The following is a 13569-nucleotide window of genomic DNA, read 5'->3' as shown; positions in this document are numbered from 1 at the left end:
GCGGCGGACCCGGACCCGTATGAGTACCCGGCCGCCGGGCGCCCTCGCGGGTCCGGGTCCGGGCGGACCCGACGTAGGGACTGTCGGCCCTTGGCGCCGGAGCCCGTCCGGGACGACCCTGGCCGTATGGACGAGAACGACGGCTTCCACTCACTGGGCCGGCCGGAGTGCATGCGGCTGCTGGCCGGGGCGCCGGTCGGCCGCATCGTGTTCACCCGACGGGCGATGCCGGCGGTGCTCCCGCTCAACTTCTCCCTCGACGCGGACGGCTCCGTAGTGCTGCGCACGTCCGCGTCCTCGGAGCTGGCGCGGGCGGTCGACGGCGCCGTGGTGGCGTTCGAGGCGGACCGGTTCGACGCGGCGGAGCACTCCGGCTGGAGCGTCGTGGTCACCGGGCGGGCCACCGTGGTGACCGATCCGGCCGAGCACGAACGGCTGTCGCGGACCGGCCCGCGCTCCTGGGTGACGTCGCGTGACGAGGTCTTCGTGACGATCGAGGCGTCGATGGTCACCGGCAGGCACCTGGTCGGCGGCCGCACGCTCTACGGGATGGACATCGCGCTCTGAGCGCCGTGAGCGCCTCCCCCGGCCCGGTGCGGGCCCCGCGTCACCGCGGGGCCCGCGCCTTCGTCACGCGCGCGGCGTCCGGCCGCCCTCCGGGCCGTAGCCGAAGCGGATCAGCAGCTGGGGGTGGCTCCTGCCGTGGTCCGGTTCGCGCACCGCCTCCCGCAGGTCGGCCCACTCCATCGCCTGGTGGAACATCGAGGTGCGCACGCCGTGCACGGTGGCGACCAGCAGTGCGTGCTGCAGTGCCTGGCCCGCCCGCAGCCAGTCCTCCGGCCGGTCGCACCGGGTCCACAGCAGAGCCACCTGCACATGGCGCTCGAAGCGCAGGGCGGGCACCCTCGGGAAGGGCAGCGCGCCCGTGAAGTCCCGCATCGGCATCCGCCCCGCCGTGTCCCGGGCGCCCAGCGCGCAGGCCGGCACGCCGTACGGGGCCGCCCCCGGGCGGGCGACCCAGGCGCGGCTCTCGGCGACGCGGGCCGGCTCTCGGGTGTTGCGCAGTTCGGCGATCGCGGTCGCCCTCAGCAGGCGCCGCGCTCCGGTGATGCCGGGGACGTACAGGCGCGCCCCCTCGGACCGCACGGCCTCCGCCATCTCCGACACGATCGCCTCGGGTACGGGGCGGCCGGTGAACGGCAGCCTGCTGGAGTGCCGGCGCCCGATGGCGTCGTACAGCTCCCTCGTCCACGGGTCGGGTTCCTCACCGTGACCGGTCAGCGCCACCTCGGCCAGCAGGTCCCGGTCGGTCGGGTCGGGCAGCAGCCGCACCGCGGGCTGCCGGCCCTGGTGCCGTGCGGCGACCCGGAGGTTGTACAGGGCCGCGCCCACCGACAGATGCTGCGCGCAGCGGTTCGGGTCGGTGCGCGGCAGCGCCCGCTCGGGGACGGCGCGGACCTGGAGGATGCCGGTCGCCACGTCGAGGCGGAACCGCCAGGGCTGGGTGTTGTGGATGGACGGTGCCGCCGTCGCCGCGGCCAGCAGCGTCTCCAGGGCGGCGGCGTCGATGTCCGGTGCGCGCATGATGCCTCCTGTCAGGTGGACGGCAGGGCGGTGGCGACGAGGACGACGCCCACCGAGCCGACGAGCGAGGTGACCGCCAGGGCCCTGGCCAGTTCCGTACGGCCTTTGGAGTGGGCCCAGCCGTGGGCGGCGGCGACCAGCATGACCGCGACGAACAGGCCGAGCTTGGTCGCCAGGGTGCGTCCGTAGCCGGGTTCGGCGAGCGAGGACCAGGTGACGCCCTTGTGCCAGGCCATCGCCCAGCCGGTGCCCAGTTGCACCGGCAGGAAGACGGCGCCCGTGAGCATCCCGAAGCGGCGCCCCGCCGACGCGGCGAACCGGTCCCTGGGCTCCTCGTCGAGCATCCGGCGGGCCAGCGGCAGCACCAGCAGGGACAGGGCGAGCTGGCCGCCGACCCAGAGCACCGCTCCGATGACGTGGGCGAACCGCACCAGCGACCACAGGGTGATCCCGTCCATCACTTCACCTCCACCACGCCGTGGGCACCGGACTCCATGTGGACCATGTCGTGGTCGACGAAGGAGTAGTGGCCGGCCGCCGGGAAGACCGTCTCCACGAAGCCGCCCTGCGCCGGGGCCAGATCGAGCACCTGCGACCCGCCCGGCTGTCCGGGCCTCAGGGTGTAGGCGCCCTCCTTGTACACGGTGTCGAAGACGGTACCGACGACGTGGAAGGCGATTCCGTCGGCCGGTCCGGCGGCGACGACCCAGAACCGCGCCCGGTCGCCGGCCTTCGCGGTCAGCGGCGCGGCGGCGTACTGGGCGGCGACGCCGTTGAACGCCCAGGCGTCCGGCTTCCCCTCGCGCATCTTGGCGACCTGCGCCGCGCTGCCCGGCGTGCCGAGGTACAGCTCCGAGGAGACCAGCACGTACTCGTGGTCCACCGCGGGCAGGCCGGGCGGGTCGATGACGACGGCGCCGAACATGCCGTTGCCCATGTGCTGGAGCATCGGCGCGGTGCTGCAGTGGTACAGCCAGGCGCCGGCGCGCTCGGCGCGGAAGCGGTAGACGAGGCGTTCGCCGGGCTGGAGGGTGCGCATGGCTCGGTCCGGGGACAGGGAGCCGGCGTGGAAGTCGATGCCGTGGCCCATCCCGGTGTCGTCGTTGACGAGGGTGATCTCGAAGACGTCACCCACCTTGCCGCGCAGCGTGGGGCCGGGGGCGGTGCCGCCGAAGGTCCACCGCTGCTGGAACACGCCCGGGGCGACCTCCACCTTCGTGTGGGCGGCGTGCAGTTCGATCCTGTGCACGGTCTCGTCGCTCGCGGCGGGCAGGGTGGCGGAGCGCGGCTTCCAGCCGCTGGAGAAGCCGGCGCCGAGGTCCAGGCCGCCGGTGCCGGTCGTGCCGGAGGCGTGACCCGAGTGGTCCATGCCGTCCATGGATCCGTCCGTGCCGCCCGCCTCCACGGTGCCGGAGGCGGCGCCGGTCACCACGATGTCGAGGGTCATGCCGGCCGCGCGGTGGCCCGGGACGGTGCACCAGGCCGCGAGGTCGGCGGTGACCACCCCGACGTGCAGGGTGGCGGTCCTTCCCTCGGCGAGCCTGGGTGTGGAGGCGCCGCCCTCCACCTTGAGGTCGTGGCGCATGGCGTCCTGATTGGTGACCTTCAGCCGCAGGTCGGTGCCCTTGGGGACCTCGACGCGGTTGGGGGTGATCCGCATGTTCCGGAGCGACACGCTCACGGTGCGGGTCCCGGTGGCGGACACCGCCCCGCCGCCGGCGGCCTGCTCACCGGTCGTGCCGGTGCCGCCGTTCACCACGAGGACGGCGAGGAGGACCAGCACCGCGCCGGCCGCCGACCCCACGGCGAGGGGCCGCCGACGGGCCGCGGCGGCCCGGTCGCCGACCCGGCCGAGCACCGTGACCACCAGGGCGAGGAACACGCACCCTGCCAGCGCGGCCAGCACCGTGCCGACGGTGCCGGCGAGGCCCGGCAGCGGGAGGACGAGGAGCGCCACGGCGAGGTTGAGCACCACCGCGCGGGGCAGCCACCGCCGCTCCAGGACCGTACGCAGCTCCGTGCGGTTCTTCGGTCCCCTGCTCAGCACGATCGGGAGCAGATAGGTCAGCGCCCCCATCAGCACCTGGGCGACGAAGCCGACGAGGAACAGCGGCAGGAGGGAGTCGAAGACGGCCCCCGCGTCCGCGAGGGGCCGCACGGCGAGGGAGACCAGGTCCACGGCCACGCCGATCAGCAGCCACACCGCCGCGCCCGCGAGTGCCGCCGCGGCGGCCGCCGACACGGGCCGCCGCCTGCGGACGGTGCCGGCGAACAGCCGTACCGCGTAGCCCGCGGCGACGGCGTACACGGCGACCCCGGCCGCGGCCGGCCGGCCCCAGCCCGCCGCCAGTGAGCCGGCGGCGAGCGTCAGTCCGGTGCCGGTGAGCCACAGGACCCGCCGGGCCACCCTGGTCGTCGGCTCCGCCATCCGCACGCCCAGGACGGTCGGCCAGAGCATGAACAGGGTGCCGAGGACCGGCAGTCCGATCCAGCCGAGCAGCATCAGATGGACGTGGGCCATCCGCAGCCCGGCGTAGTGGGAGGGGCCCGCGGTGCCGGTGGCCAGCAGCCAGCCCACCACGGCCCCGGCGATCAGGGCGGGCGGGGCGGCCTTGTAGTAGGCGGCGACCGGCCTGAGCCGTCCGCCCAGCGCGCCCCGGCCCATCCGGGTCAGCGCCACCAGGTGGGCGGCGACGGCGGCGACGAGCAGCAGGCAGGCGGCGCCGGTCAGCGGCGCGATCCCGGCCCACACGCCGGTGAGGACGCCGACGACCGCCACGTTGACGGCGGCCAGCCGGAGGTCGCTCCAGCGCTCGTCGGGCAGCTTGGCGTGCAGCAGGGCGACCACGAAGTGCTCGCTCCAGACCAGGACGGCGGTCGTGGCGGCGCCGAGCAGGAAGAGGTGGATCGCCAGCCAGCGGGCCACCGGCAGCGACTGCTGCGCGGTCGCCGCGAGCAGGGCCAGGCCGATCCACGCCGCGACCACGAGGTGGGCGCGCAGATGCCGGGCCCGCACGCCGGAGGGCTTGAACCGGCTGCGGTAGGGACCGTCGGCCGTCTTGGAAGCTCCGTCCCCGTCCCGCGGCCCGCCGGGCCCCTTCGGCCCGGAACCCTTCGGTCCGGATTCCTTCGGCGCGGGCGTCTTCGGCGCGGGTTCCCTCGTGGCGGGCTGCCCCGCACCGGATTCCTCCGCGTCCGCCGCCTGCTGCCGGAGGGCCAGATGCCTGAGGGTCCGCTCCTTGAGGGCCTGCTGCCTGGCCGTGTGGCCCGGCACCGCTGGGGGCTCCGGCCGTGCCGGGGGCCCTGGTTCGATGTTCACACCGCTCCTCGTCCTCGCACCGGGCCCGTGGTGCCCAGCAGCGCCTCCACCTCGTCCCGGTAGGGGAAGGACCCCGGCCGGTAGCCGCACCACGGTTCCTCGGCGAACGCGTCGCCCGTGACGCCGTACGCCCGTGAGCGCGAACCGCCGCAGATCCGGCGGAACTCGCACTGGCCGCACCGGCCGCCCAGACGGTCGGGGTCGCGCAGGCCGGTGAACAGCTCGGAGGTGCGGTAGATGTCGGTCAGGGGCCTGGTCCGCACGCTGCCCGCGTCCAGCGGCAGGAAGCCGCTGGGGTGCACGGTGCCGGTGTGCGAGACGAAGACGAAGCCGCGCCCGGCGTTGACGTCGAGGGGCGGGCGCCGGGTGCGGCGCTCACCGCGGTCCAGGCCGAGTTCGGCGGTCCGCTCCCGCAGGCTCGCGTAGAGCGGACCGAGTCCCAGCACCGCGACGTGGTCGTCGCCGGCGTCCTCGATGATCCGGCGCTGGACGGCGACCCGGCGGAAGTGGTGGGCCTCGGTGGTCTTGGCGGGGACGGTCAGCCCGATGTCGTACACGAAGTTCAGTACGTCCTCGGTCTGCTCCGGGGTGAGTACGCCGAGCCGGCGGCCGCGTCCGGTGGGGACGAGGAAGAAGGCGCTCCACAGCATGGCGCCGTGCTCGCGCACGAGCCGGACGACGTCGGGCAGGTCGTGCAGGTTGTGCGGGGTGACGGTGGTGTTGATCTGGACCTTCATGCCGAGTGCGCGCGCGGTGTCCCAGGCGTCGAGGGTCCAGCGGTAGACGCCGGGGACGCCTCGGAACCCGTCGTGGAGCTCGGGGGTGGAGGCGTCCAGGCTGAGGGAGAGCCCGCGCGCGCCGGCCTCGTGCACCTCGCGCAGCCGGTCGGCGGTCAGGGTGGGGGTGCCGGACGGGGAGACCGCGACGGGCACGCCCACCTCGCCGCCGTAGGCGATGAGTTCGAGCAGGTCGGGGCGCTGGAAGGGGTCGCCGCCGGTGATGACGAAGAGCGGGGAGGGGCTGCCGAACGCGGCCACCTGGCGCAGCAGGTCCTTGGCGGCCCGGGTGTCCAGCTCCCGCGGATCACGGTTCGGGACGGCGTCGGCGCGGCAGTGCAGACACGCCAGCGGGCAGGCACGCGTCGACTCCCAGATGACGATGAACGGCCGGTCGGACGCGTCCTGGTGCTGCCGCCGGACCACGCGGCCGGCCGGCCGGGCCTCGGGCTCGCTCATCGCCGCGCCCCCGGAGTGTGTCCGGCCGCCCGGGCGTCAGGGCTGACGTGCGGGGCGGCCGGACGGTGACCGGTCCGGGCCGTACGACACACCTGCCGCGGGCCGGGACGGGGGATTGGGCCGGGCGGGTGCCCGTTGCGGTCGTACACGGTGGTACCTCCGGATCGGTCGCTGCCAGCATGCGGCTCCGCTCCCCCCGGCCACGTCGGCCGATGGGCCCAGGTCGTGGGGCCGAAAGGCCCTGTTCGGGGCGGACGCCCGGGCCGGACGGGCGTCGCGTCCGGGACCTTCGGCCCCAGAGGAAACCCGGCATTGTTTCTAGCGTTCCGTCCATGGAGAACGACGAGACCGCGGTCCCCCCGGGTGCCGCTCCCGGACAGGGCTGGCCGCTGGCCGCCCGCAGGCTGCTGACGCGCCGCGAGGTGGCGGCAGACGGGCGTTCGGTGATCACCGAGGGCGACCCGAAGTGGGAGAGCTTCTACCGGGACCGCTGGTCCCACGACAAGGTGGTGCGCTCCACCCACGGGGTCAACTGCACGGGCTCCTGCTCGTGGATGGTGTACGTCAAGGACGGCATCATCACCTGGGAGCACCAGGCGACCGACTATCCGTCGATCGGTGCGGACTGCCCCGAGTACGAGCCGCGCGGCTGCCCGCGCGGCGCCTCGTTCTCCTGGTACACGTACTCGCCCAGCCGGGTCCGCTACCCGTACGTGCGGGGTGTGCTGCTGAAGATGTGGCGCGAGGCGCGCCGCCGGCTCGGTGACCCGGTCGCGGCCTGGGCGGAGATCACCGGTGACCCGGCGAAGGCGCGGGCCTACAAGCGGGCGCGCGGCAAGGGCGGGCTGGTGCGCGCCGAGTGGGACGAGGTGACGGAGCTGGTCGCCGCCGCCCAGGTGCACACCATCAAGAAGTACGGCCCGGACCGGGTGGCCGGCTTCTCGCCGATCCCGGCGATGTCGATGGCGTCGTTCGCGGCGGGCTCGCGGTTCATGTCGCTGATCGGCGGGACGCTGCTGTCGTTCTACGACTGGTACGCGGACCTTCCCGTCGCCTCCCCACAGGTGTTCGGCGACCAGACGGACGTGCCGGAGGCCGCCGACTGGTGGAACGCCGGCTATCTGATCATGTGGGGTTCCAACATCCCGGTCACCCGGACCCCGGACGCGCACTTCCTGACCGAGACCCGCTACAACGGCACGAAGGTCGTCGCGGTCAGCCCCGACTACGCCGACAACGTCAAGCACGCCGACGAGTGGATGGCCCCGCACCCGGGGACCGACGGCGCGCTGGCGATGGCCATGGGGCACGTGATCCTGCGCGAGTTCCTGGTCGACCGCGAGGTGCCCTACTTCCAGCGGTATCTGCGGACGTACACCGACGCGCCGTTCCTGATCACCCTGCGCGAGCACGCGGACGGCCTGGTGCCTGACGGGTTCCTGACCGCCGCCGACCTCGGCCGCGACGAGGAGAACGCCCAGTTCAAGACCGTCCTTCTGGACCGGGCCACCGGCGAACCGGTGGTCCCCGGCGGCTCGCTCGGTTTCCGGTGGGGGGAGACCGAGCGGGGCCGCTGGAACCTCGACCTGGGCGACGTCGAGCCCGAACTGAGCCTGCTGGAGCGGGCCGAGGACACCGTCGCGGTCGCGCTGCCCCGGTTCGACGAGGGCGCGACCGAGGGCGGTTCCGTGATGGTGCGCGGGGTTCCGGTCCGCCGCGTCGGCGGCCGGCTCGTCACCACCGTCTTCGACCTGATGCTCGCCCAGTACGGTGTCGAGCGGCCCGGGCTGCCGGGCACCTGGCCGTCGTCCTACGACGACGCCGCCGAGCCGTACACGCCCGCCTGGCAGGAGACCATCACCTCGGTGCCGGCCGAGCAGGCGGCCCGGATCGCCCGCGAGTTCGCCCGCAACGCCGAGCGGACGAACGGCCGGTCGATGATCGCGATGGGCGCGGGCACCAACCACTGGTTCCACTCGGACACGATCTACCGCGCGTTCCTGGCGCTCACCACGATGACCGGCTGCCAGGGCGTCAACGGCGGCGGCTGGGCGCACTACGTCGGGCAGGAGAAGGTCCGCCCCCTGACCGGCTTCCAGCACCTGGCCTTCGCCTTCGACTGGCAGCGGCCCACCCGGCACATGGCCGGCACCTCCTACTGGTACCTGAACACCGACCAGTGGCGGTACGAGGCGTTCGGCCCCGATGAGCTGGCCTCTCCGCTCGGTGAGGGCCGCTTCAAGGGGCAGGCGTTCGCCGACTGCCTGGCGCAGGCGGTCCGGCTGGGCTGGACGCCGGGCCACCCCGGGTTCAACCGCAACCCGCTGGACCTCGCCGACGAGGCCGCCGCGGCCGGGCGCCCGGTCGCCGACCACATCGTCGACGAACTCACGTCGGGACGGCTGAAGTTCGCCGCCGAGGACCCCGACGACCCGGCGAACTTCCCCCGGGTGCTCACCGTCTGGCGGGCGAACCTGCTCGGCTCCTCGGGCAAGGGCAGCGAGTACTTCCAGCGTCACCTGCTCGGCACCGACCACGCCGTGCGCAGCGAGGAGGCCCCGCCCGAGGCCCGCCCGAAGGACGTGGTGTGGCGGGAGGAGGCCCCGGAGGGCAAGCTCGACCTGCTGGTCACCATGGACTTCCGGATGACGTCGACCACCCTGCACTCGGACGTGGTGCTGCCCGCGGCGACCTGGTACGAGAAGGACGACCTGTCCAGCACGGACATGCACCCCTTCGTGCACGCCTTCACCCCGGCGATCGCCCCGCCCTGGCAGGCCCGTACCGACTACGACTCGTTCCTGGCGATCGCGGACCGGTTCAGCGAGCTGGCCCGCGAGCACCTGGGGACGCGCACCGACGTGATGACCGTTCCCCTGACGCACGACACCCCCGACGAACTCGCCCAGCCGGGCGGGGTCGTACGGGACTGGAAGTACGGGGAGTGCGAGCCGGTACCGGGCCGCACGATGCCGAAACTGGTCACCGTGGAGCGCGACTTCGGGGCGGTCGCCGAGAAGATGCGGGCCATCGGTCCCCTCCTCGACACCCTGGGCACCACCACGAAGGGCGTGACCGTCAAGCCGGACCGGGAGCTGGACGAACTGCGCCGGCGCAGCGGCACCGTCCGTGACGGGGTGGGCGCCGGGCGTCCCTCGCTGGCCACCGCGACCGACATGTGCGAGGCGATCCTCGCGCTGTCGGGCACGACCAACGGGCGGCTGGCGACGGAGGGTTTCCGGGAGCTGGAGCGGCAGACCGGCAGTGAGGGCATGGTCGAGCTGGCCTCGGAGCGGGAGGCGGAGCGGATCACGTTCGCCGACACGCGGACGCAGCCCCGGGCGGTCATCACCTCGTACGAGTGGTCGGGTTCGGAGGCCGGCGGGCGCCGCTACTCGCCGTTCGTCATCAACGTCGAGCACCGCAAGCCCTGGCACACCCTCACCGGCCGCCAGCACTTCTTCGTCGACCACGACTGGATGGCGGAGCTGGGCGAGCAACTGCCCGTCTTCCGGCCTCCGCTGGACGCCCGCCGCCACTACGGGGACGAGCATCTGCACGACGGCCGCGCGGAGGTGACGGTGCGCTATCTGACGCCGCACTCCAAGTGGTCCATCCACTCCGAGTACCAGGACAACGCCTACATGCTCGCGCTGTCCCGCGGCGGCCCGGTGATCTGGATGTCCACCGCCGACGCCGAGAAGATAGGCGTCAAGGACAACGAGTGGATCGAGGCCTACAACCGCAACGGCGTCGTCGCCGCCCGGGCCGTGGTCACGCACCGGATGCCCGAGGGCACCGTGTACATGTACCACGCCAAGGACCGCACGGTGAACGTCCCGAAGACCGAGGTCAGCGGGAAGCGCGGCGGCATCCACAACTCCCTGACGCGGCTGCTGCTCAAACCGACCCATCTCGCGGGCGGCTACGCCCAGTTCACCTACGCCTTCAACTACTACGGCCCGACCGGCAACCAGCGCGACGAGGTCACCGTCATCCGTCGCCGCGCCCAGAGTGTGGAGTACTGACATGCCCCGTGGCGAAGCCCCCGCCCGGCGGGTGATGGCCCAGGTCGCGATGGTGATGAACCTCGACAAGTGCATCGGGTGCCACACCTGTTCGGTCACCTGCAAGCAGACGTGGACCAACCGCACCGGCGTCGAGTACGCCTGGTTCAACAACGTCGAGACCAAGCCCGGCGTCGGCTACCCGCGCCGGTACGAGGACCAGGAGCAGTGGAAGGGCGGCTGGATGCTGGACCGGCGCGGCCGGCTGGTGCTGCGCTCCGGTGGCCGCGTCCGGCGGCTGATGTCGCTGTTCTCCAACCCCGACCTGCCGAGCATCGAGGACTACTACGAGCCGGTCACCTACGACTACGACACCCTGGTCAACGCCCCAGCCGGGCAGGACGTCCCGGTGGCCCAGCCCCGCTCGGTCCTCACCGGCAAGCCCACCGCCATCACCTGGGGCGCCAACTGGGAGGACGGCCTCGGCGGCGCCCCCGAGAACGCGGGCGCGGACCCGAACCTCACCGGGGAGTGGGCCGAGAAGGTCAAGTTCGAGTTCGAGCAGACCTTCCTCTTCCACCTCCCCCGGCTGTGCGAGCACTGCCTCAACCCGGCCTGCGTGTCCGCCTGTCCGTCCGGCGCCATGTACAAGCGGGTCGAGGACGGCATCGTCCTGGTCGACCAGGACAAGTGCCGCGGCTGGCGGATGTGCGTCACGGCATGCCCGTACAAGAAGGTGTACGTCAACCACGCCACCGGCAAGGCCGAGAAGTGCACCTTCTGCTTCCCGCGCATCGAGGCGGGCCAGCCCACCGTCTGCTCGGAGACCTGCGTCGGCCGGCTGCGCTACCTCGGCCTGATCCTCTACGACCCCGACCAGGTCGGCGAGGCGGCGGCCACCCCGGACGAGAAGGACCTGCTGGACGCCCAGCGCCGTGTCTTCCTCGACCCGTCCGATCCGCAGGTCGTCGCGGACGCCCGCGCCTCGGGCATCCCCGAGGACTGGCTGACGGCCGCCCGCCGCTCCCCGGTGTACGCGCTGGTCTCCCAGTACAAGGTGGCGCTGCCGCTGCACCCGGAGTACCGCACGCTGCCGATGGTCTGGTACGTGCCGCCGCTGTCCCCGGTGCTGGACGCCGTGGACGCGGCGGGCGGCGACCAGGACGACCCGGACCACGTCTTCGCCGCCGTCACCCGGCTGCGCATCCCCCTGGAGTACCTGGCGGAACTGTTCGCCGCCGGGGACACCGACGTGGTGGCCGGCGTGCTGATGAAGCTCACCGCCCTGCGCTCGTACATGCGTGAGCGCACCCTCGGCGAGGAGGGGGACGAGGCAGTGCTCAAGGCCGTCGGGCTCACCGCGCGCGAGGCCGAGGACATGCACCGGCTGCTCGCCGTCGCCAAGTACCAGGACCGGTACGTGGTGCCCGCCGCGCACAAGGAGGACGCCGCGGCCCTGAGCGCGCTGGAGGACCGCTGCCCGGTGGAGACCTCCGGCGACGACCCGGCCGCCGGCGGCAAGGTCATGCTCGGCATCCCCACCCTGCGCCGCCGCACACCCGACCCGGCGCCCGGCGCCGCCCACCCGGGAGGTACCCCGTGAGCCCGCTGCCCTCCGCCCTGCGCCGGCCCCTGCGGGCCCGGGTCCGCCCCGCCGCCCGCCGGGCGGCGGCCCTCACCCCGGAGGAGACCCGAGAGCGGGCCCTGATGCTGCGGCTGCTGTCGCTGCTCGTGCAGTACCCAGACGCCGAACTCGAGGCCGCCCGGCCGGTGCTGACGGCGACCGCGCTGGCCCTGCCGCCCTCTCCCGCGGCCGAGCACGTGCGCGCGTTCACCGGGTGGTTCACCGAGCAGGACGCCGAGGTGCTGGAGAAGCACTACGTCGAGATGTTCGACCTTCGCCGCAAGAGCAGCCTCTACCTGACCTACTACCTGCACGGCGACACCCGCCGCCGCGGCATGGCCCTGCTCACCCTGGCCCAGCGCTACCGGGCCCTCGGGTGGGAGAACGGCGGCGGCGAACTCCCCGACCACCTGCCGGTGGTGCTGGAGTTCGCGGCGCTCGCCGGGCCGGGAGCGGGCGAGGCCCCGCTGCGGCAGCACCGGCGCGGTCTCGAACTGATCCAGCACGCGCTGACCACCGCGGACTCCCCCTACCGGCATCTGCTCGCGGCGCTGCTCACCCTGCTGCCGCCGGCCACCGACGCGGACCGCGAGGCGGTGGCCCGGCTCGCCGCCGAGGGCCCGCCCGCCGAGGACGTCGGCCTCGACCCGTACGCGGGCGGCGCGTTCGCCCCGCCGGGCACCTTCGTCCCCCCGGAGCTGGCGGCGCCGACCCTCGCACCGCCGCCCGGCGCCCCGTCCGCCTCATCCTGCGGGTCGCACGCACACTCCGCACCCCACACCCACTCCGCACCTCACACACCCGGCGCACCTCACGCGCCAGCACAACCGACCGGAGACCACCGATGAACTCCCCGGGAGCAGAACTCCTGTTGTGGGTCGCCTTCCCCTACGCGTGCCTCGCCGTGTTCGTCGTCGGGCACGTCTGGCGCTACCGGCAGGACCAGTTCGGCTGGACCTCCCGCACCAGCCAGCTGCTCGAGCGGCGCTGGCTGCGCTGGGGCAGCCCGCTGTTCCACCTCGGCGCCTTCGCCGTGATCGGCGGCCACGTGGTGGGGCTGGCGGTGCCCGCCTCCTGGACGGAGGCCGTCGGCATCAGCGAGCACACCTACCACACCACGGCCGTCTGGCTCGGCTCGGTGGCCGGGGTGGCGATGGTCACCGGGCTCGGCATGCTGTGCGCCCGCCGGCTGCTGACGCCCCGGATCCGGCCCACCACCGACCGCACCGACAAGGTGCTGTTCCCGCTGCTGGCCGCGACGGTGCTGCTCGGCATCACCGCGACCAGTGTCCACAACGTGCTCGGCGGCGGCTACGACTACCGGTCCACCGTCTCCGTGTGGTTCCGCGGGATCTTCACCCTGCGGCCGGACCCGGACGCGATCTCCTCCGCGCCCCTGCTCTTCCAGCTGCACGCGCTCACCGCCTGCCTGCTCTTCGCGGCCTGGCCGTTCACCCGGCTCGTGCACGTGTGGAGCGCCCCGGTCGGCTATCTCGCCCGCCCGTACGTGGTCTACCGGCGCCGCACCGCCGCCCCCGCGGCGACCGGGCCCCGGGGCCGCGGCTCGGGCCGCCGGGTCGCCTGACCCCCGGCCGCGCGCCCCGGACAGCGCGGCACCCCTGACCCGTCGGACGTACGGGCCAGCGGTGCCGCGCTGTCCGCTGTCACGCAGTCCGCAGTCCGCAGTACGGGAGGGCGGAGAGCGGCCGGGGGCGGCGGAGAGGGCGGGACGGCCGGGAGGGCGGGACCGGCGGGGACCCGGGCAAGGGGAAGGGCGTGCCTTCCGCCGGGAGGCGGGAG

9 protein-coding genes are annotated in these 13569 nt (G+C 73.7%); 5 read left to right on the top strand and 4 right to left on the bottom strand.

Features of this window, described 5'->3' with window-relative positions:
• Positions 1–126: 126 nt before the first annotated feature.
• Positions 127–567, top strand: coding sequence for a pyridoxamine 5'-phosphate oxidase family protein (locus tag ACFY93_RS15415; RefSeq protein ID WP_391358270.1), 441 nt, complete (start codon positions 127–129; stop codon positions 565–567).
• 63 nt (positions 568–630) lie between these two features.
• Here the strand turns inward: ACFY93_RS15415 and ACFY93_RS15410 are convergent, their stop codons facing one another.
• Genes ACFY93_RS15410 through ACFY93_RS15395 form a run of 4 tightly spaced genes read right to left on the bottom strand, consistent with a single transcriptional unit; the run spans position 631 to position 6138 of the window.
• Positions 631–1584, bottom strand: a complete 954-nt coding sequence (locus tag ACFY93_RS15410) for an Acg family FMN-binding oxidoreductase (protein ID WP_391358267.1) — start codon at positions 1582–1584, stop codon at positions 631–633.
• An 11-nt stretch (positions 1585–1595) separates the two neighbouring features.
• Positions 1596–2042: a hypothetical protein gene (locus ACFY93_RS15405; RefSeq protein WP_391358265.1), complete on the bottom strand. Its 447-nt coding sequence runs from the start codon at positions 2040–2042 to the stop codon at positions 1596–1598.
• Positions 2042–4903, bottom strand: a complete 2862-nt coding sequence (locus tag ACFY93_RS15400) for a multicopper oxidase domain-containing protein (RefSeq protein ID WP_391358263.1) — start codon at positions 4901–4903, stop codon at positions 2042–2044. Before ACFY93_RS15400 ends, ACFY93_RS15405 begins: the two co-directional genes overlap by 1 nt.
• Positions 4900–6138, bottom strand: coding sequence for a TIGR04053 family radical SAM/SPASM domain-containing protein (locus ACFY93_RS15395; RefSeq protein ID WP_391358261.1), 1239 nt, complete (start codon positions 6136–6138; stop codon positions 4900–4902). The genes ACFY93_RS15400 and ACFY93_RS15395 overlap by 4 nt, the downstream gene beginning before the upstream one ends.
• A 332-nt stretch (positions 6139–6470) precedes the next feature.
• Between ACFY93_RS15395 and ACFY93_RS15390 the strand changes: the two genes are divergently transcribed.
• From ACFY93_RS15390 to narI, 4 genes are read left to right on the top strand one after another with little or no spacing between them, the layout of a single operon-like run.
• Positions 6471–10166, top strand: coding sequence for a nitrate reductase subunit alpha (locus ACFY93_RS15390; RefSeq protein WP_391358258.1), 3696 nt, complete (start codon positions 6471–6473; stop codon positions 10164–10166).
• Between the two features lies 1 nt (position 10167).
• Positions 10168–11748 carry a nitrate reductase subunit beta gene (gene narH, locus ACFY93_RS15385; protein WP_391358255.1) on the top strand — a complete coding sequence of 527 codons (1581 nt, stop codon included), beginning with the start codon at positions 10168–10170 and terminating at the stop codon, positions 11746–11748.
• Positions 11745–12617 (top strand): nitrate reductase molybdenum cofactor assembly chaperone, encoded by an 873-nt coding sequence (narJ, locus tag ACFY93_RS15380; protein WP_391358253.1) that lies wholly within the window; start codon positions 11745–11747, stop codon positions 12615–12617. Before narH ends, narJ begins: the two co-directional genes overlap by 4 nt.
• Positions 12614–13354, top strand: a complete 741-nt coding sequence (narI, locus tag ACFY93_RS15375) for a respiratory nitrate reductase subunit gamma (protein WP_391358250.1) — start codon at positions 12614–12616, stop codon at positions 13352–13354. Before narJ ends, narI begins: the two co-directional genes overlap by 4 nt.
• Positions 13355–13569 lie beyond the last annotated feature (215 nt).

Origin of the sequence: Streptomyces sp. NPDC008313 (assembly GCF_042956125.1) — a bacterium.
Classification (GTDB): domain Bacteria; phylum Actinomycetota; class Actinomycetes; order Streptomycetales; family Streptomycetaceae; genus Streptomyces.
Note: the sequence above shows the minus strand (reverse complement) of the source record. Positions and strands in the feature narration are given on the sequence as shown.